At 59.1% G+C, this 19275-nt stretch carries 18 protein-coding genes and 1 pseudogene; 6 read left to right on the forward strand and 13 right to left on the reverse strand.

Going from position 1 to position 19275, the window contains the following annotated elements:
- Window positions 1-73 precede the first annotated feature (73 nt).
- The 4 genes from BN1135_RS09345 to BN1135_RS09360 all read right to left on the reverse strand — a co-directional run bounded on the left by BN1135_RS09345 (window position 74) and on the right by BN1135_RS09360 (window position 2897).
- A complete protein-coding gene (locus BN1135_RS09345) occupies window positions 74-874 on the reverse strand; it encodes a helix-turn-helix transcriptional regulator (protein WP_042020551.1) in 801 nt (266 codons plus the stop codon).
- A gap of 11 nt (window positions 875-885) precedes the next feature.
- On the reverse strand, window positions 886-1422 hold the full coding sequence (locus BN1135_RS09350) for a YbhB/YbcL family Raf kinase inhibitor-like protein (RefSeq protein ID WP_042020552.1): 537 nt from the start codon (window positions 1420-1422) through the stop codon (window positions 886-888).
- 182 nt (window positions 1423-1604) lie between these two features.
- On the reverse strand, window positions 1605-2105 hold the full coding sequence (locus BN1135_RS09355) for a DinB family protein (protein WP_042020553.1): 501 nt from the start codon (window positions 2103-2105) through the stop codon (window positions 1605-1607).
- A gap of 183 nt (window positions 2106-2288) precedes the next feature.
- Window positions 2289-2897: a short chain dehydrogenase gene (locus BN1135_RS09360; protein WP_042020554.1), complete on the reverse strand. Its 609-nt coding sequence runs from the start codon at window positions 2895-2897 to the stop codon at window positions 2289-2291.
- Between the two features lie 105 nt (window positions 2898-3002).
- Here BN1135_RS09360 and BN1135_RS09365 point away from each other — a divergent pair, with 105 nt between their 5' ends.
- On the forward strand, window positions 3003-3887 hold the full coding sequence (locus BN1135_RS09365) for a LysR family transcriptional regulator (protein ID WP_042020555.1): 885 nt from the start codon (window positions 3003-3005) through the stop codon (window positions 3885-3887).
- A 128-nt stretch (window positions 3888-4015) separates the two neighbouring features.
- Entirely contained in the window at window positions 4016-4930 is a 915-nt protein-coding gene (locus tag BN1135_RS09370; RefSeq protein ID WP_042020556.1) for a Gfo/Idh/MocA family protein, read from the forward strand.
- Between the two features lie 96 nt (window positions 4931-5026).
- Here the strand turns inward: BN1135_RS09370 and BN1135_RS09375 are convergent, their stop codons facing one another.
- From BN1135_RS09375 to BN1135_RS09385, 4 genes and pseudogenes are all read right to left on the reverse strand, one after another.
- Complete coding sequence (locus BN1135_RS09375) at window positions 5027-5377, reverse strand: TusE/DsrC/DsvC family sulfur relay protein (RefSeq protein ID WP_042020557.1); 351 nt, start codon at window positions 5375-5377, stop codon at window positions 5027-5029.
- Between the two features lie 23 nt (window positions 5378-5400).
- The gene (gene yccS / locus BN1135_RS09380; protein WP_042020558.1) at window positions 5401-7566 is read right to left on the reverse strand and encodes a YccS family putative transporter; all 2166 of its coding nucleotides are present in this window, start codon (window positions 7564-7566) and stop codon (window positions 5401-5403) included.
- Between the two features lies 1 nt (window position 7567).
- Window positions 7568-7735 carry a hypothetical protein gene (locus BN1135_RS22070; RefSeq protein WP_157774514.1) on the reverse strand — a complete coding sequence of 56 codons (168 nt, stop codon included), beginning with the start codon at window positions 7733-7735 and terminating at the stop codon, window positions 7568-7570.
- Between the two features lie 157 nt (window positions 7736-7892).
- Window positions 7893-9289 (reverse strand): annotated as a pseudogene (locus tag BN1135_RS09385) (nucleobase:cation symporter-2 family protein).
- Between the two features lie 235 nt (window positions 9290-9524).
- Between BN1135_RS09385 and BN1135_RS09390 the strand changes: the two are divergent.
- On the forward strand, window positions 9525-10646 hold the full coding sequence (locus tag BN1135_RS09390; protein ID WP_042020776.1) for a GGDEF domain-containing protein: 1122 nt from the start codon (window positions 9525-9527) through the stop codon (window positions 10644-10646).
- 30 nt (window positions 10647-10676) lie between these two features.
- Here the strand turns inward: BN1135_RS09390 and BN1135_RS09395 are convergent, their stop codons facing one another.
- Entirely contained in the window at window positions 10677-10925 is a 249-nt protein-coding gene (locus BN1135_RS09395) for a DUF2498 family protein (protein WP_042020559.1), read from the reverse strand.
- Between the two features lie 132 nt (window positions 10926-11057).
- Window positions 11058-12437, reverse strand: coding sequence for an MATE family efflux transporter (locus BN1135_RS09400; RefSeq protein ID WP_042020560.1), 1380 nt, complete (start codon window positions 12435-12437; stop codon window positions 11058-11060).
- Window positions 12438-12557: 120 nt separating this feature from the next.
- On the opposite strand from BN1135_RS09400, the gene BN1135_RS09405 reads away from it, so the two are divergent.
- The gene (locus BN1135_RS09405; protein ID WP_042020561.1) at window positions 12558-13415 is read left to right on the forward strand and encodes a helix-turn-helix transcriptional regulator; all 858 of its coding nucleotides are present in this window, start codon (window positions 12558-12560) and stop codon (window positions 13413-13415) included.
- Window positions 13416-13484: 69 nt separating this feature from the next.
- Window positions 13485-15176: an NAD-dependent malic enzyme gene (locus BN1135_RS09410; protein WP_042020564.1), complete on the forward strand. Its 1692-nt coding sequence runs from the start codon at window positions 13485-13487 to the stop codon at window positions 15174-15176.
- Window positions 15177-15343: 167 nt separating this feature from the next.
- Here BN1135_RS09410 and ompA (BN1135_RS09415) read toward each other — a convergent pair whose 3' ends face one another.
- From ompA (BN1135_RS09415) to BN1135_RS09425, 3 genes are all read right to left on the reverse strand, one after another.
- A complete protein-coding gene (gene ompA, locus BN1135_RS09415) occupies window positions 15344-16345 on the reverse strand; it encodes a porin OmpA (RefSeq protein WP_042020566.1) in 1002 nt (333 codons plus the stop codon).
- Window positions 16346-16655: 310 nt separating this feature from the next.
- Window positions 16656-17675, reverse strand: coding sequence for a porin OmpA (gene ompA, locus BN1135_RS09420; RefSeq protein ID WP_042020568.1), 1020 nt, complete (start codon window positions 17673-17675; stop codon window positions 16656-16658).
- A gap of 308 nt (window positions 17676-17983) precedes the next feature.
- A complete protein-coding gene (locus tag BN1135_RS09425) occupies window positions 17984-18580 on the reverse strand; it encodes a hypothetical protein (protein WP_042020570.1) in 597 nt (198 codons plus the stop codon).
- 258 nt (window positions 18581-18838) lie between these two features.
- Between BN1135_RS09425 and BN1135_RS09430 the strand changes: the two genes are divergently transcribed.
- Window positions 18839-19105, forward strand: coding sequence for a helix-turn-helix domain-containing protein (locus tag BN1135_RS09430; RefSeq protein ID WP_005338367.1), 267 nt, complete (start codon window positions 18839-18841; stop codon window positions 19103-19105).
- Window positions 19106-19275: the final 170 nt, after the last annotated feature.

Here is a 19275-nt window from a genome sequence, read left to right on the forward strand (position 1 = left end):
TCTGAAGAGGCGGCAATGTGAGCGGGATCACCGGGTTACATCAGGTTACATAAGATTGGCTTTAAGTAATGTTTTACTTGTCGTTGCTCGCCAATCTGGCAGGGCAGGTGTGCAGGTATTGGTGGGGCGTCAGGCCGAACTCCTGTTTGAAGCGGGCGGCAAAGCGACTGGGGGAGTCATAACCGCAGGCGAGGGCGACCTCCAGCGGGGTCAGGCCCTGTTGCAACAGGTTGAGGGCGTGGCTCATGCGTACCTGAGCCAGCAACTGGCGAAAGCTGCGACCTTCGGCGGCCAGCTTGCGCACCATGGAGGCGCGGCTCATGGAGAAGTGGGGGGCCACCGCCTCCAGGGTGTGGTCGATGCCGGGTTCCACCGCCAGGTAGCGTGCCAACCGCTCTGCGAGGGTCATGGTGCTGGCGGGAAAGAGCAACCCGAGGGCGTTGGCGGCCCGCAGCTCGGCGTAGAAGCCACGTAGCAGTTCGGCCCGGGTCGCTTCGCTCAGCCCCCGCTCGGCCATGGTGCTGATGAGTTCAAAGCAGAAGGCGAGCCCGGGGGTGACCTTGACGGCTGGCTCATCCAGATTGGTATGGGAAGGGGCTGACTCGGCCAGCCATTCCTGCGGTGGCGGGGTGAGCAGCGTGATGGCGTGGGAGCGAAATTTGCCCTGTTCCGGCTGATTGACGAAGGTGAGCTGGTGGCCTGCCGGGATCAGCAGCCAGCGCTCCCTGTCAAACGACAGGCGCCGCTCGCGCCACCACAGTTGCTTGCTCCCCTGGGTGACCCAGATGAGGGTCGGGGCATAGATGAGCACCCGATGCAGGGGCTGCTGGCGGATCCCGAGATAGTGGCTCTGTTGCAGCAGGGGGGTGCTCATCCGGTTGGCTCCTAGGGGGTGACGAAGGTGGCGGTCAGGGTGGCCTTGCCGAGCGCCATGCTGTTGAGCATGTAGCCTACCATAGCGGGCGGGGTATCGGCCTTCACCTCGAGATCATGGGGCAGGGCCCAGGCGGTGAACTGATAGCGGTGCATGCCGTGACCCGCGGGCGGGCAGGGGCCGCCGTAACCCTGGCTGCCAAAGTCGGTGCGGATCTCCAATCCCTGCTTGAGCTTGCCGGAGGCATTGCTGGCCAGCTCGCTCTGGGTGGCTGGCAGGTTCACCACCAGCCAGTGCCACCAACCGCTGCCGGTTGGGGCATCGGGGTCATAGGCAGTGATAGCGACACTCTTGGTGCCTGTCGGCAGATCCTGCCAGCTCAGCTGGGGCGAGCGGTTGTCGCCGCTGCAGCCAAAGCCGTTGAAGCTGAGCTGTTTGTCCATCAACTGGCCTTCGTGAATATCCGTGCTCTTCAGGGTCATGGCAGAGGTGGGCAGGGCCGCCATACAGAGCAGGGGCAGCAGGGCGGCAGGTTTGAGCAATTTCATCGGGTGACTCCTCGTGTGGTAACGGGATCACTTTAGCGAGAGCAGGGCAGAGTTTTGTTGCAGAACGGCTCAATATTACGTCTATTTGTGAGTTATTTGAGCCTTTTGGTGGTTTTCTGTTTGGCGATGAGAGGTGCGGCTTAGCGCAGGATCATCTCGTCACTGCCCGGACCACGAGAGGGTCATCGTTGCCGTGCTGGTTCGCTGCGATGCAGGAAGGTGGTCAGGGTATCGCGCGGCGGCGTGATGCCGCATTGCACCAGAATCCGCCCGATAGCCCCCCTGTGATAGCCGCCGTGAGTCACCAGATGGAGCAACATTTCGTCGCGGCTCATCTGCCCCTTGTCACCATCGACAAAGTGAAATGAGAGCGGGGTTGCCCCCTCCTGCGGGCCGATGGTCGCGACGTAATCCACCAGCCAGTTATCCAGCTCGGTGACTGCGTTGCGAAGGACGGTCAATGTTGGCGTCTCCGGGGTATTGGTGGCGGCAAAGCCGTGGGTTTTACCCAGTAGATTCGCTTTGAAGATGGCATCGACCACATGGATATGGTTGAAGATCCTAAGGCAGGTGTGGTGGGCCTCGCCATATTGCTGCGCATCGAGTGTGGCGATTGCATCCAGCAGCTCGCCATCGGCCCACCGCTTGTAGTGAAAGAGGGATTGAACTGTCTTGTTGTTCATCGCTTCCTTGCCCTTGTCGCTTCGTAAAGTGCGGCCTGCTAGCCAGGGAGGGTCCAATACGAAACCCATCCTGTCGCTATTCTGCCCCCGCCATACAAAAAGCCCCGAGAGCTGGCGCTTTCGGGGAAGAGGAAAAACATCGACAAGGAATTACAAAGGCATTGGGGTCAGGCCTGAACAGGATCAGGCATCGACATAGAGCACCTGACCGCTAATAAAGCCATCGACGGAACGCTCAAACGCCTTGCCGACCAGGGCGCCCGGCACCGGCTGGAAGCCGGGCATCATCTCGCCATATACGTCCCACGCCTCTTCCAGTACGGTCGGGTTGACCACATTGATGCGGATGCCGCGGGGCAGCTCGTGGGCCACGCACTGGACAAAGGTATCGATGGCGCCGCTGGTGGTGGCATCGGCAATGGCCAGCGGGATCGGCTTGATATTGAGAATGCCGGAGATCAGGGTGAAGGAGCCCCCCTGATTGATGTAGTTGAGGCCGATATTGACCAGATTGATCTGCCCCATCAGCTTGCTCTGGATGGTAGTTTGCCACTGCTCTTCGCTCATCTCGCCAAAGGGGGCGTATTCGCAAAATCCTGCGGTATTGACCACCGCATCGAAGGAGCCCACGTTTTGGTAGAGCCGCTCGATTGACTCCTTGCTGGTGATATCCACCTGAAAATCACACCCCTCGCCGGAGCGGCTGGCAGTGATCACCTTGTGCTTGCCCAGACCACTGAGGGCGGCTTGCCCCATTTTCCCCTGAGCACCAATCAGAATGACAGTTTTCATCGTTAACCTCGCTTTGCTGGAAGAGCTGCAAGGTTAGAGAGCTACTGATACAATGTAAATCATGGATAATTTGTATGTGATACAACTTAAATTGGTGAGGTGAGGGTGGAGAAGATCGATATCAGGCAGATGCGGGTGCTGGTGCTGCTGGTCAGATACAAGAGTGTGTCGCGGGTGGCCGAGCTGCTGGAGATCTCCCAGCAGGGGGTGAGCAGTCATCTGAAAAAGCTGCGCGATCTCTTTCCCGCCGAGCTCTTTATCCGCCAGAGCGCCGGGTTGCAGCCGACCGACTACGCCTGCGAGCTGGCCGACAAGTTCGAGCAGATCCTGGCCGATATCGACGGGGTCTTTGTGGCAGCCCCCTTTGATCCGGCCAGCAGCCAGCGCACTTTCAGGGTGATGGCCAACGAGTATGCCCAGCTCGCCATTATCCCAAGGTTGGCGAGCGCTCTGCGCAATCAGGCGCCCTTCATCCGGCTCGATGTGGTGGATTTTCAGGCCGAGCTGCATCTGGACGCGCTGGCCAGTGGCGAGACGGATCTGGTGATTGGCTTTGATGCCTATATCGACCCGGGGTTGCTGCGCGCCACCCTGCGCCGGGATCACTACTGCTGCGTGCTGCGCCAGGACTCCCGATATCTTCCGGATAATGCCCAGCCGCAGGATATGGCGGCCATCCCCTTTGTGCAGTTCGCCAACAGCGTCGGCAATTTTGAAGGGCAGATGAGCCCGCAGCAGGTCGCCAGCTCGGCGGTGGCGACGCTCCCCTGTTACACCTCGCTGCAAGCCTTTATGTCGGTCAATGACGTGGCGGCCTGCATCCCGTCGGCCATCGCCGCCCTCGGGGATTTTCGCACCGTGGCGATGGCCGGGTCGCCGCAGCCGTTCGAGGTGGTGGTCGGCAGACATCGCAAAAGTCAGGGCAATCTGGCCATCGAGTGGCTGGCCGAGGTGATTAAGTCGGTCTGCGATCTTGCCATGCCCAGATAACGCCGCCGTTTGCAGAGAGCGGCCGCCGCCAGCCAGCGCGGTAACGGCAGGCTGGATCTGCGGGGGAAATCCTGCGATGGTGCGGGCAGTTATCCGCTTGTCCCGTTATCGAGTGAAAAGGAGTTGAGATGCGCATTGCCATGATTGGTCTGGGGGATATCGCCCAAAAAGCCTATCTGCCGCTGCTGACGAGCGACGAGCGGGTCACCCCGCTGCTCTGCACCCGCAATCCATCGGTGCTGGAGCAGCTGGCCCGCCAGTATCGGGTCGCCGAGTGCTTTACCGATGTGGCGGCCCTGCTGGCAAGTCGCCCCGACGCCGTGATGATCCACGCCGCCACCGCGGTGCATCGCGAGCTGGCCGAGCAGTGCCTGCGCGCAGGCATCCCCACCTTTGTCGACAAGCCCCTGTGCGACACGCTGGCCGAGGCCGAGGAGCTTGCCAACCTCGCCATGGCGCAGGATTGTGCGCTGTTTGTCGGCTTCAACCGCCGCTATCTGCCCGCCATGGATGCCGCCCGTGCCCAGCCGCTCACCGAGCTCAACTGGCAGAAGCACCGCTTCGCCCTGCCCGGCAAGGCGCGGGATTTTCTGTTCGACGACTTTATTCACGTGCTCGACAGTCTCTGCTTCTATGGCGGCGCGCCACAGGGGGATTTTCAGGCGGTGCTGCGGCCAAGTGCCCAGGACCAGCGGCTGCTGGCCGGGGTGAGCGTCAGCTGGCAGAGCGGGGACCGCGCCATCAGCGGCAGCATGAACCGCAGCGCCGGCATCACCGAGGAGCGCATCGATGCCTATGGCGACAATCTCTCGCTGCATCTTGAGAACTGCACTCGCGGCATCATCGCCCGTGACAAGCAGGCCCTGACGCTCGCTCCCAACGACTGGCAGCCGGTGCTGGCCCAGCGCGGCTTTGCCGCCATGCTGGAACACTGGTATCAGCAGATTGAACTGGGCAAGGCCGATAGCGAGTTGATCGCCTCCTACCTGCATGGCCACCGGCTGGCAGAGCAGCTGGTCGCACAGGCTGAACAGCGGGGATAAGGCTGGCTGGAAGTGGGCGTGACATGAATGCGCGTTGCGCGGGGAAGGCGCATCAAAAACAACGGGGGCCGCAGATGCGGCCCCCGTTTTATGGGATCAGATACATTTCACCGGCTTGGGCAGGCCGCCAATCTTGGTCGCCTGCTTGGCGGGCCCTTCCGGGAACAGCTTGTAGAGATAGCGGCTATTGCCCTTCTCGGGGCCGTACTGTTTTTCCATCGCCTTGACCAGCGCGCGGATGGCGGGGGAGGTGTTGAACTCCAGATAGAAGGCGCGCACAAAGCGCACCACTTCCCAGTGCGGCTCCTCCAGCTCGATCCCCTCCTGCGCAGCCAGCACCAGCGCCAGCTCCTCGCTCCAGTCGTTGCTGTTGAGCAGGTAGCCCTTGGCATCGGTCTTGATGAGTTGGCCGTTTAATTCCAGCTGATGTTGTTCGGACGCAGACATGGGGCTCCTCGCTAATGGGGCTATCAGGATTGGGCGGGCATGGTAGCGCCTTGATCCCCGGTGAGCAACCGGCTCTCGTTGGCCAGATGCAGCAACTGATCCGCCAGCTCGCTGATGAGGTTGAGCTGCTGGGTCAGCATCAGCTGCTCCTCGCTGCTCTCCTGGTCATCATCGGGGGTGATCAGCAGGTTCTTGCTGCCGAGGGAGCTGGAGGGGTTGCCCGCCAGATGACCGGCGGCCTGCTCCAGGGTGTGGCAGATATGGTGGCGCAGCTCATCCAGCCCGTTCACCGCCTCCAGCTTATCGCGATGGGCTCCCAGCGCCGAGATGTAGGAGAGCAGGGCGTGGTTGCGCCAGGTGAGGGTAAAGCAGAGATCGAGGAAGCGGCGGCGCTTTTGCGGCTCCACCAGCATGCTCTGCCAGGCGGTCGCCAGCTCGCTGTCGGCCAGATGGGCGCTCTTGCGCGCCACCCGATAGTCGATGGACTCATCCCGCTGCTGGGTGAGGCTCGCCAGCACCGCCGAGAGGTAGCGGGCGTTGGCCGACAGCGAATTGGCGATCAGGGTCGGCAGCCGCTTGTATTGCCAGTCCGGCCACAGCCAGGCCACCAGCCCGTAAGAGATGAGGCAGCCGAGCAGGGTATCGAGCAAGCGCGGCCCCAGAATGGCAAAGCCGATGCCATCGAGCAGATTGAACGCCATCAACACATAGAGGGTGATAAAGCAGACCGCGGCGCTGTAGTTGTTGCGCACCTGGGTGAAGAACAGGAAGGCGGCGAGCCCCATCACCACCAGCTGAACGTGTAGCTCGGGGAACAGCCAGAGCACCGGAATGCCCACCAGAATCCCGGCGAAGGTGCCGAGCATCCGCTGCACCAGTCGGCGGCGGGTGGCGCTGTAGCTGGGCTGGCAGACAAACAGCACTGTGAGCAAGATCCAGTAGCCCTTTTCCAGATCAAAGGCTTGCAGTATGCCGTAGCCGATCACCAGCCCGAGCGACAAGCGCAATGCATGGCGAAACACCATGGAGTGCAAGGTGAGGTGCTGCTTGAGCTGGGTCAGCAGTGGCAGGCGGGGCGGGCGCGCCAGCGCAGGCAGGTTTTGCGGCGCCTGCTCGGGGTTTTGCAGTCCCTCGGCGTTGCCCAGCAGCTGGTTGATGCTGGCCAGATTGCGGCGCAGGAACTTCATCGGCGTCAGCAGGGTTTTCGGGTAGTGCTGCTTGAGATGGGTGAATTCCAGCTGATCGCCAAGAGCCTGCAGCGTCCAGTGAATGCGCTTGTTATGGCTGTAGGGTTTGTGCACCAAAATGGCGTAACCGAGCCGCTGACACGCCTCGGAGAGTTGCAGGAACACCTCCTGAAATCCTTCCAGCACTATGCCCTGTTTGAGCTCCGCTTCCAGTCGGCTGTAAGGGTAGTGGCTGGAGGTGGCGCGCTCGTGAATTTCCAGCGCCAGCAGGTAGAGGCGCAGCAGGCTGGCAAGCTCCGGACTGGCCGGATGGCGGCGGCTCAGGCGGGCGTTGAGGGCCGACTTGGTGAGGGTCAACGCACTCACCAGATTGATATTGAGCTGGGCCAGATTGTGGCGAATGGCCTGGGCACCGTGCTCGTCCGCCGGGAAGAAGCGGGCTTTTTCCAGCAGATAGCGGCCAAGGGCGAAATAGCTCTGGGCCAGCTGCTCGTGCAGGGTTTTGTAGGGCAGCAGCCAGAGCCAGATGAAAGAGACCAGCCCATACCAGAGGGCGCCAGCGCCGAGGGCCAGCGGTTGGTAGAAGAGATCCGGCGCCTTGGCGGCCCCCAGCATGGTGTAGATGGCGATCAGCAGCGAGCCAAAGCTGATGGTGGCGTAGCGGGCACCGAGCGCCCCCACCATCACGAAGATAAAAGTGGAGCTGGCCAGCCCGATGGCAAACAGCCAGGGGGTGGGGTAGAGATACTGCACGCAGAGGGACGCAAACATGAAGCAGATGAGCGTCATGGCGAGGTTCTTGAGGCGTCCCCACAGGCTGTCGTCGGTTTCGGCGATGGCGCCTGCCACTAACCCGAGGGAGAGCAGCACGGTGAGCTGGATATTGCCGGTGGCCAGGGTGAAGGCGAGCAGACCGAGAATGGCCAGCAGCACCTTGAGGGCGAAATAGATGTGACTATCGGTGAGCAGTCGGCGTAACAGACTGGAGAAGTCCATGGGCATGCTAGATCCCCTCCTTGAGCGAAGTGAAATCGATGCGACTGTCGGTCAGCAGTCCGCGCAGCAGGCCAGAGAGATCCATCAGCATGAGAGAGGTGAAACCTTTGAACGAGACGAGAGCGGGATAGTAACCTGCCAAGCGCGAAGTGGCCCTGATTTGGATCAGGGCCACTTCGCTTCATATTGTTGATTTACCTATTATCTTGACAGAAATGGCGATGAGTCAATCGATGATCCTGTTTGGCACCCGGCTAGCACTGTCACTAACCGTCACCTCCCCGGAAAAACCGGGCATCGCCACACTGCATCCGCTATCGGGTGGTGATAGCTCAGACGCGGGGCTTTTCGCGCTTGGGTAGCAACAGGTTCATCAAGATAGCAGTGATACCACCGGTGGCGACGCCGTAGGAGAGCACGCTCTTGACGAGTTCCGGCATATGTTGCAAGACCTCGGGCACCTGGGCGACGCCCAGTCCCATCGCAATCGAGACTGCCAGGATCATCAGGGCGCGTCTATCCAGCTCCTCGCGGGAAATAATACGGACACCCGCGGCAGCAATGGTGCCGAACATCACTATGGTGGCCCCTCCCAGCACGGGTTCCGGGATCTGTTGTACCAGGCTGGCGACCGCGGGGAACAGGCCGAGTAGCGCCAGCATGCCGGCGATAAAGAGGCCAACATAGCGGCTGGCCACCCCGGTCAGCTGGATGACGCCATTGTTCTGACTGAAGGTAGACATGGGGAAGGTGGAGAAGAGCGCGGCCATAATCGAGTTGCAACCATCAGCCAGCACCCCCCCTTTAATCCGTTTCATATAGATCTTGCCGCTGACCGGTTCGCCAGATACATCCGACGTGGCGGTCATATCACCAATGGCTTCCAGTGCGGTTACCACAAAGATGATGGCCAGTGGCACAAACAGCTGCCAGTCAAAGCCCAGGCCATAACGCAAGGGGATCGGCACCATCACCATGGGGCCGTCAAAGGTTGGTGGTGTCACCTTGCCCAGCAGCAGCGCCACGGCATAGCCGGTCAGCATGGCGATCATGATGGCCGAGAGGCGCAGCCAGGGGTTGCGACTGCGCTGCAGCAGCACGATAAGACCGAGCACCAGCAGGGAAAGCAACAGGTTGCTGTGGCTGGCAAAGCTGCCATCCGCAAGGGCACCGTAGCCACCGCCCATGCTGATCAGACCCACCTTGATCAGGGTCAGGCCGATCAGCAACACCACTATGCCGGTCACCAGCGGGGTGATCACCTTTGTACCAGATGCAGAAAGCGGCTCAGGATCACCATGGTGAGTGCCGCCACCATCATGGTGCCGAACAGGGTGCCGAGCATATCTTCCGTCGGCATGGCGGCTTGCTGTAGCGCGAGGCCCGAGGCGATGATAGGGCCGAGGAAGTTGAAGCTGGTGCCCTGTACCGATAACAGACCGGAACCGATAGGGCCGAAGCGGCGGGTCTGGATGAAGGAGGCGATACCGGACATGACCAGTGACATGGAGACGATATAACGGGTGTCGGCAGCAGGGAGCCCGAGGGCATTGGCGATGATGAGAGTAGGAGTGATGATGGCGACAAACATGGCGAGCATATGCTGCAGGGCGGCGAACAGGGTCTGGGGTAGCGGAGGGACATCATCTATACCGTAGACCAGTTCGCTGTGCGCTCGTCGGGGTGGATGTGCCTCAGGGGTGATGGGGGCGGCGGCAGCCTGTTCCATAAGTACCTCGAATGGTGTGGGGAGGGGGAGAAAATTGGGCGCTATTGTAGTGATTGAAATGGTGCTGACCAGCGCTAATTATGCGGAAAAAGGTTTATTTTTCGATACATTGAAACGTTTGCGCGCTGCGGTTATCATCTGTCGGTTTGTGTGACCCTCATCACGGTTTAATTTTCCCTTGCCCCCCCCTGACTCGGTGTAGAATGAGCCCTCTTTAGTTATGTGGAGCATCCAGATGCTGAAATTGGCGGAGTTCTGGAGTGCCAAGGCTCACTCCGAAGATTTTACCCGTACCCGCATGGGGTTTATGACAGTGCGTTTGCGCCTGCTCACCTGCCTGCTGATGGCGGGCTTGCCGGTGTGGGCCGTGATAGATTGGGCTACCTTGCCTGCGGGTCATTTCGAGCAACTGTTTCAGGCCAGGATCTTCTGCACTCTGGCGCTCTCACCCCTGATCCCGCTCTCCTATCTCATCCACTTTCGTCGTGAGCGGATGAAGCTGGCACTCGGCTATTTGATGGCGGTGATGATGCTCTTCTCGCTCTTTTGCCTCCATAGCTTTGGTACAGAACAACAGCTGCAAGCGGGCTATGTGGCCTTTCCCTATCTGCTGATCACCCTGTTTGCCATCTTTCCTATTCCTCTCTCCCTCGGGTTACAACTGGCGGGGGTGGTGCTGCTGACCATGCTGCTGGGCCACTGGCTGCTGGTGGGCCAGACCATCTGGAGTCAGGCCACCCTGAATCAGGTGTGGGTGCTTGGCATGTTCACCCTGGCCAGCTGCTGGGTGCAGTGTGGTCAGCTCAACATGTTGCTGCGGCTCTATCGGGAATCGACCACCGACGAGCTGACCGGCATGATGAATCGCCGCTTGTTGATGAAAGAGCTGGAGCAAGCCCGTGTCAGGCTGTTATCCAAGAAGAGATCGTTTGCTGTGTTGCTGCTGGATCTGGACCGTTTCAAGCGGATCAATGACATCTATGGTCATCTGGCGGGGGATGCGGTGCTCAAAGACGTCGCGGCGACCTTGAATGAACAACTGGACTCAGGGATGGTGTTGGGGCGTTATGGGGGAGAAGAGTTTGCCATTTTGATCCACAACTGTGCTGACCCGGCGCAGGCGAGCAAAATGGCCGAGCGGTTGCGCATTGCGGTCGAGGCGCGGCTGGTGAAGAGCCCCACCGCTGATGAGTTGCTGGAGGTGACGGTGAGTATCGGGATTGCCATGGCGCGCCCCGATGACACCATCGATATTCTGATCAACCGTGCCGACGAGTGTCTCTATCAGGCCAAGATGGCGGGCCGAAACTGCGTGGTGGTTGAGCATCAGCCGAGCGTAAAAACAGATGCCGCCTGAGGGCGGCATCTTGTTGGCGACGTGTCGAACTTAGCTCAGCCGGTACTTGCCGGAGAGCTGCTGGGCCAGCAGCTTGAACATGTTGAACACCGCCATGGTCTTGCCGGTCGGGGTGCCATCTTCGGCCAGGAAGAACTCCCCTTTGAATACCAGAATGTCGCTCTTTTGTTCCACCGAATCGGCACGCATGCCGTGGATGAAATCCTCGTGGTTCTTGATGATGGTATTGGCCATCTCCAGCAAGGCACTCTCGGTGATCAGCTCTTTTTCGGGTTGCATGCTCGTCTCCTTAAACGACTACGAGGCAGCGGCGTTGCTGCATATGGCGGCGCCCTGCCTCTGAATTGAGAGGCGACTAGCATACTGCAAACGGGTTTTTACTGTCATTGATATGACCCCGTTCCGTGCTGTTTATCCTATCACCAGGTTTTTGAGCCAGCGCCGCTGGCGAATGCGGCGTTGCACCAGCAGCACCTTGCTCAGCTCCTCCAGCAACACCACTGCCACCACCCAGGAGAGTGGCCAGCCGAGCACACTGACGGCCACCCAGGCGAGCGGGATGCCGATGCACCACATGCTGACGATATCGATAAAGATGCTGTAGTTCACATCGCCGCCAGAGCGCAGCACACCGATGATCCCCACCATATTGAATACCTTGAGCAGCATCCCCAGACACATGATGCCGAGCACCTGACCCGCCTCGCTCATCAGCTCGGCGGGGAGGTTGCCGACCCACTGCAGCAGATTGGCTTGCAGCAACCAGACCGCGATCCCCACCAGCAGTGCACCAATCGGCGCCAGCAGCAGGAACAGCTGGGAGTGTTGCCAGGCGATGTCGTACTCCTCGGCCCCGAGCCGGTGGCCGAGCAGGGTAGAGCAAGCTACCGCCAGCCCGAAGAAGAGGGAGATGAGGATGCTCTCCAGCGTGCCGAGGGTGGTCATGATGGCCAGCGAATCGGTCCCCAGATGGGCGTAGAGAAAGCCGTAAATCAGCATGCCAAAGGCCCAGAGCCCGTCGTGGAACAAGAGCGGCAGGGCGATCAGGGTGAAGCGCACCACCTCCTTGCGTTTGAAGGCGGCCAGCCAGTCTGGTGTGCGCGGGATCAGCCGTGACTCATAACGCTTCACGTAGATCAGCAGCAAGGCCGTTTGCAGCAGGCGTGAAATGGTCGTGCCCCAGGCCGACCCGGCTACGCCCATCGCCTCGAAGCCGAAATGACCGAAGATGAGGGCGTAGTTAAGGATGACGTTGGCAATGATGGCGATAATGCCGATGCGGGTCGGGGCAGCGGCGTTGCCCACCGAGCGCAGCGCTGATTCCAGCGGCACCACGATGGCGGTACAGAGGATGGTGGCGCCAGTGATCATCAGAAACTGGTCGGCGAGGGCGCGCAGCGCCGGATCCTGGCTGGCAAAGCCCAGCACGCTGCCCGGCGATAATACATAGAGAAAGGCAAACGGCAGGGTGACCAGCAGGGCCCCCACCAGCGCCAGCGCCAGGGATCGGCGCACACCGGCCAGCTCGCCGCGCCCGAAGTATTGCGCTGACAATACCGAGACCCCACCCGAGAGGCCTGCTATCACCAGCAGATTGAAGAAGAAGACCCGGTTACCCAAGCCGACCGCCGCCACCGCAGTGGTGCCAAGCTGGCTCACCATCATGATATCGATGAGGCCGAGCAGGGAGAACATCATGGACTGCAGCGAGACAGGCAGCGCCAGCCGCCACAGTCTGGTCATGAACTCGCGATCAGTGGTTTGTTTTAAAATCGCTTGCCAATAATTCATAGTTTTTAACCGGGGGTGAGAAAAGCAAGGTTTGTCAGGGGTATGATAGGTGGATATCGAGGTTTTCCCACTGTGGATACCTCTCGGTTTTCTTGTGTAAAACTATCCTGTTGAGGTGTTATGCCATTTATCAGCGAGTGTCTGGAGATAGCCCCTGGCTGTGAAGAGCGGATGCTGGGGCGTGAAGGGCTGCCTCTGCTCGGTGAGGCGGGCATCTTTCTGACCGGTCTCTCCAGGGTGCGGGATCACTATGTGATCCGCCGCAATCGCCCCGAGTTTCACATCCTGATGGTGAGTCACGATGAGGGTGGGGTGCTACTCACCGACGAGGGGGAGCAAGCCATTCCGGCCGGGTCGCTGATTTTCCTGCCCGCCGCCGTGCCCGGTGGCCTCAAGCTGGTTGGGGAGAGCTGGCAGATCAGCTGGATTTTGCTCGATGACGTGCCGCGCTGGCAGCACCTGCACCGCCTTGGTCATCGCATCTGGCAAGGGGATGGCGGCGATCAGCTCTGCCATCTGCTCAGCCTGATGCAGGTAGAAGGCGTGCGCTCATCGTTGCAGCCTCAGTTGCTCAGTCTGCTGCTGGCACTACTGGAGCGCACCTTGCAAGGGGAGGTGCGGGGCACCCCGGAGCTACGGTTGCAGGCGCTGTTTCGCCGGGTGGAGGCGCGCCTTGACGAACCCTGGAGTGTGGTCCTGCTGGCTGACCAGATGGCCTGCTCGGTGCCCCATCTGCATCGCCTTTGTCAGCAAGCATTTGGCATGGGGCCGATGGCGAGGGTGACCGAGCTCAGAATGAGCAAGGCGCGCCAGTTGCTGCTCTATACCAACTGGTCACTCGGTGAGCTGGCGATCCGGGTCGGTTACAGCGATGGGGCCAACTTTGCCAACCGCTTTCGCCGTCTGACAGGGCAGACACCGGGTGCTTTTCGTCGACTGGGTCGCAAACCTTTTGCAACAGATGTGCAAACTCTTTGAAATTCATGGCGCAAGTCCCTAGGATCGGCGGGTTCCTGCGTCTCGCTAATCGTTTAGGTATCAAGATCCATGTTTGAAGATAATAAGAAACGTCCCCTCTACATTCCCTACGCCGGCCCCGCCCTGCTGGAGACCCCACTGCTCAACAAGGGCAGCGCTTTCACCAGTGAAGAGCGCGGCCACTTTAATCTCGAAGGGTTACTGCCGCAAAATATCGAGACCATCGAAGAGCAGGCCGAGCGCGCCTATCGCCAGTTCATGGCGTTTGGTAACGACATGGACAAGCACATCTATCTGCGCAACATTCAGGACACCAACGAGACGCTGTTCTACCGTCTGTTGCACAACCACCTGACCGAGATGTTGCCGATCATCTATACCCCGACCGTCGGCAAGGCGTGCGAAGAGTTCTCCAACATCTACCGCCGCGCCCGTGGCCTGTTTATCTCCTATCCGGATATGGATCGGATCGATGACATGCTGCAAAACGCCACCAAGCAGAACGTCAAAGTGATCGTGGTCACCGATGGCGAGCGGATCCTGGGTCTCGGCGATCAGGGCATTGGCGGTATGGGGATCCCCATCGGCAAGCTGTCGCTCTACACCGCCTGTGGCGGTATCTCGCCCGCCTACTGCCTGCCGGTGGTGCTGGATGCGGGCACCAACAACCAGCAACTGCTGAATGACCCCTTCTACATGGGCTGGCGCAATCCGCGCATCTCAGGTGAAGAGTATGCCGAGTTTGTCGATGCCTTCATTCAGGCGGTCAAGCGCCGCTGGCCCGATATCCTGCTGCAGTTCGAGGATTTCGCCCAGAACAACGCCATGCCGCTGCTCAACCGCTACAAGAACGAGCTCTGCTGCTTCAACGACGATATTCAGGGCACCGCCGCCGTGACGCTGGGTAGCCTGATTGCCGCCTGCAAGGCCTCCGGCGCCAAGCTCTCCGAAAAGCGGGTCGCTTTCCTCGGCGCGGGCAGCGCCGGTTGTGGGATTGCCGAGCAGATAGTGGCGCAGATGAAGGCCGAGGGGCTGACCGATGCACAGGCCCGTGGCCGGGTCTTTATGGTGGACCGTTTTGGTCTTATCACCGACAAGATCCCCAACCAGCTCGATTTCCAGCGCCGTCTCTCCCAGCCGGTGGAGCGCATTGCTGATTGGCCGGTGGGGGACAACATCTCTCTGCTGGAGGTGATGGAGCATGGTCATCCTGACATTTTGATCGGGGTATCCGGCCAGCCGGGGCTGTTTACCGAAGAGGTGGTCAAGACCATGCACAAGCACTGTGCCCGTCCCATCATCTTCCCGCTCTCCAACCCCACCTCCCGGGTCGAGGCGACGCCTGCTGATTTGATCCGCTGGACCGACGGTCAGGCGCTGGTGGCAACCGGCAGCCCGTTTGCGCCGGTGGAGCACAAGGGCAAGCGCTACGTCATCGCCCAGTGCAACAACTCCTTTATTTTCCCGGGGATCGGCTTGGGCGTTATCGCCTCCGGCGCCACCCGGGTGACCGATGCCATGCTGATGTCGGCCAGTCGTGCGCTGGCGGAGTGCTCGCCCTTGGTAAAAGGTGCTGAAGGCTCTCTGCTGCCGGATCTGGCGGACATTCACGAGGTCTCCCGCTACATCGCCAAGATGGTGGCCAAGACCGCCATGCTGCAGGGTAAAGCGGTGCAGACCCCGGACGAGGTGATCGATCAGGCCATCGAAGCCAACTTCTGGCATCCGGAGTATCGCCGCTACCGCCGCACCTCGTTCTAAGTCCGTTGGGCAGGGCAAACGGTGAGATGAAAAGAGGGAGGCTGATGCCTCCCTCTCTCTCTTATATAAGGTGGTGACGCTCAAGCCGCTCTTTCTGAACCTTGCCTGGTACGGTCAAAAAAAGAGGCCCATTGGGCCTCTGGTTGTACGCTGTTTTCAGCACAAGGTTATTGGGTCACTTGTTGGACACCGGTGACGCGCACTTCTACGCGGCGATCCGGCGCCAGGCAGGAGATCAGCTGAGCTTTGGCTTTGACGCTGTTGCACTGGGTGCCAGTGACCGGATTGGCTTCACCGCGACCTTCGATGGCAACTTTGCCAGCCGGCAGACCCTTGCCTACCAGGAAGTCGGCGACGGTACGAGCGCGCGCTTCGGAGAGTTTCTGGTTGTAGGCGTCAGAGCCGATGCGGTCGGTGTAACCGACGACCACGGCGCTGCCATCTTTCGGCTGAACCTCAACGATCTGCTGATAGAGGGTGTTGAGCGCTGCGACACCTTCTGGCTTGAGGGTCGATTTGCCAAAGGCAAACAGCACATCAGAGCTCAGGGCGAAGTTTTTGTCGACCAGCACCGGCTCGGGAACCGGCTCAGGGGCGGGGGCGGCAACCGGTGCCACATAGGAGGTGCGGTTCGGGTGCAGCACCAGTTCCAGGGTCGCCACGCTCATGTCGCTCTCCCAGGTTTTCTGCTCGCTGCCCAGATTCCACAGATAGCGATAGCGGGCTTGCACATCGATGAGGTCAGAGAGCTTGGCAGTCAGGCCGAGGCCAGCCAGCGGCGCGGTGCCGTTGTCGCTGTTGCCATTGCCGTTGACGTGATTGAAGTAGGCACCACCTTCAGCAAACACCGAGAAGATGTCGCCCAGCGGCAGACGGGCGATGCCGGAGAGGGTTGCACCCTGGGTTTTGAAGTCGGTTCCGTCAACGCCAGCACTGCCCGCGTAGAGGTAGCCCAGTTCCGCTGCATAGTAGTCGTTGAAGTTGTAGCCGCCGAACAGACTCAGTGCGGTGGCATCTTTATCGGTATCCAGACCTTTAACATCATCCAGACCGTGGGCATAGGCCCAACCTGCACCAATACCGGTGTACCAGTCATCGGCGGCTTGTGCTGTGGTGCCTGCGGCGGCCAGCGCCAGTGCAATCAGGGTAGGAGCCATTTTGAGTTTCATCGGTTTATCCTCGTTGTGTTAGCCCATGTCGGGCAATGCACTTGTTTTTATTGCTGCGAAAAATCGCCAGCAAAGTGGATAGCGAAGGCTTTTGGACTCTCATGATGCATTGGCGTCATGGACAACAGACCGGACACGAAGCGCTTTTTAGTGCTTATCCAATACCTTACAGGCGCAACTACTTTATGCTTTTGGGCGTTAGCAGGCAAGTTAAGGGGACGATGTGACAGGCAAGGGGGGGAGGGGGAAATAGATATGCAAAAGGGGATGCGTTAGCATCCCCTTTTCGTAGCATTCAAGTCAGTTCAAATTACTTCTGAACTTCTTGTACGCCAGATACACGTACTTCTACGCGACGATCCGGAGCCAGGCAGGAGATCAGCTGGGCTTTAGCGGTAACGTTGTTGCACTTGGTGCCGGTTACCGGGTTAGCTTCGCCACGACCTTCGATAGCAACTTTGCTAGCGGCCATACCTTTGGTTACCAGGAAGTTGGCAACGGTGCGAGCACGGGCTTCAGACAGCTTCTGGTTGTAAGCGTCGGAACCGATACGGTCGGTGTAACCAACAACAACAGCGTTGCCATCTTTCGGCTGGAATTCAACGATTTGCTGATACAGACCGTTCAGGGCTGCAACGCCTTCCGGCTTCAGAGTCTCTTTGCCGAAGGCAAACAGTACGTCAGAGTTCAGAGCAAAGCTCTTCTCAACCATCTGCGGAGCAGGGGCCGGAGCTTCTGCAACAACCGGAGCTGCTACCGGAGCAACGTAGGAAGTGCGGAACGGGTGGTATACCGCTTCCAGAGTACCAACGTACTGGTCAGCTTTAGAGCTGATGGTATCGTTGTGCAGGTCAGCGACATTCCACATGTAACGGTAACGGGCTTGCAGATCCAGCGCGTCGTTGACTTTGTAAGTCACACCAACACCAGCCAGCGGGGACACTTTAGTGTCGCTTACGCCCAGACCGTCGGTGTGAGCCCAGTAGGCGCCGCCTTCAGCAAACAGGGAGAAGTCGTTGCCAACTGGCAGACGAGCGATACCTGACAGGGTAGCGCCCTGGTTTTCGTAACGGTCGCCGTTGGTGTTGCCACGACCGGCATACTGGTAGCCCAGTTCGGTACCGAAGTTTTCGGTGAAGTTGTAACCAACGAACGCGTTGGCAGCAGCCGCATCTTCAGTACCGCTAGCTACGCCGGCGATATCGTTCAGACCGTTGAAGTGGGCAGCACCAGCACCGGCACCGAAGTAGATGTCGTCAGCAGCGTGAGCAGCGGTAGCACCCAGAGTAGCCATAGCGATGGCAATCAGGGAAGGAGCCATTTTCATCATAAAAAAATCCTCGTTGAGATCGCACGTTGTTCACGTGCTTCGCACTTTTTAATTTATGTAAACTGCAGCTCCGCCGTACTGCTGGCGTCGAGTCTGGCAGGTGACCCGGAGGTTCCGGGTTTGCACACTCTCCTGGTGTGTCTCGTGCACTGGTACGGTACGCAGAACGTAATAAACCGCTACCAGGCAGCTGGCGTCATTCCGATGACGAGGCGCACTCTATGCCGATTTGAAAACATGATCAAGCTCACAAATGAGCCTTATGGCAAATTGTGTCGTGTGGATAACTGGCTGTTTATCCAGATTAATTAGTGATCCAAATAGGCTCGGTGCAGTTTCTTTTCAAGCTTCATATAGGCCTGAACCCAGTCAGAATGCGGGTTGGCTGGATATTCTCTGGCCGTAAAGACCGCGAGGTAATCTGCCTCCGTTGCACCCTGTAACAGGGGGGTGAAACCAGTCAAAAAATGGCGTGCCAGATAGGGGTCTAATGGCCAGATATTGAGGATGGCCCGCGCCACTGGCTGAACCGCAGCTGAACAGAGAAAATGGTGGTGTCCCGCTTCCAGCCAGACGGCCATCTCGGCCATGCCAGATTCGGGTACCAGGCCACCATCACCCGGGGTGGTTGCCAAGGTCATTGTTTGTCCATTGACGGTGATAATCTGGCCGTTGCTATGCAATCTTCCATCGTGGCTGCGCAGAGGCAACTCCTGGTGGTCCAGTTCTAAAAACAGGCTGCACTTGTCTGACAGGGTCACCAAGACCTCGTTGGCTTGGCTGTGCAACATGCCCGGGAGCCAGAATGCTTCGGCGCGATATTGTTCACCTTGATGGAGTTGTCGCTGAAGTTCTGCGGAGCTGGAAACGGAGTGCAGGCGAGAGATAATGCCGGGAAACGCCATACTTATTCCTCTTTATGGGTAGCCGGCAGATTATACGAGTTATTAGGGTGGCCACAATATGGGTTTCTCTTCGAGACTGTTTACCTGAAGCGGCTGAGCGATTACCATCCGCGATGAAGACAAGGGTTGTCGCCGAAAGGTGCTCATAAAGATAGAGGCTCGACCATAACGAGTCCGCACAAAACTGATACACTTGACTACGAGTCGTCGCGAAAAATAAGGCGGAGTAAATCCGCCAAAAACGGAGTATGGAACATTATGAATTCAAATATCGTCACTGTTGGCAAGAAGATCCGTCAGATCCGCGAAGCGGTTGGTTTGAGCCGTCCGAAGTTTGCTGATCTGCTGGGTGTTCCCCCCACCACGCTGAAGAACTACGAGCTGGGTTATCGTGAAGTGGGTGGCGCCTTCCTGGTTGCCCTGGCTCACCACCCGGATCTGCACAAGTTCACCCTTTGGCTGCTGGCAGACAAAAAAGTCGCCGAAATCGGCCAGATTGGACCGGATGACCTCGCCAAGGCGTGATCATCAATGTGAATAGAAATGCCGCCTTCGGGCGGCATTTTTTTGCCTGTTAATCAGTATCCTGGCTCCTGCATTTTCGTTATCTGTGCTCTATATAGGGCTTTTGCTCAAAAAATCTTGGCAAACCACCATAAACCTCAGAAAATTCCTACCATCAAAACCCGGTTCAT

Origin of the sequence: Aeromonas sobria, from assembly GCF_000820145.1 — a bacterium.
Classification (GTDB): Bacteria; Pseudomonadota; Gammaproteobacteria; order Enterobacterales; family Aeromonadaceae; genus Aeromonas; species Aeromonas sobria.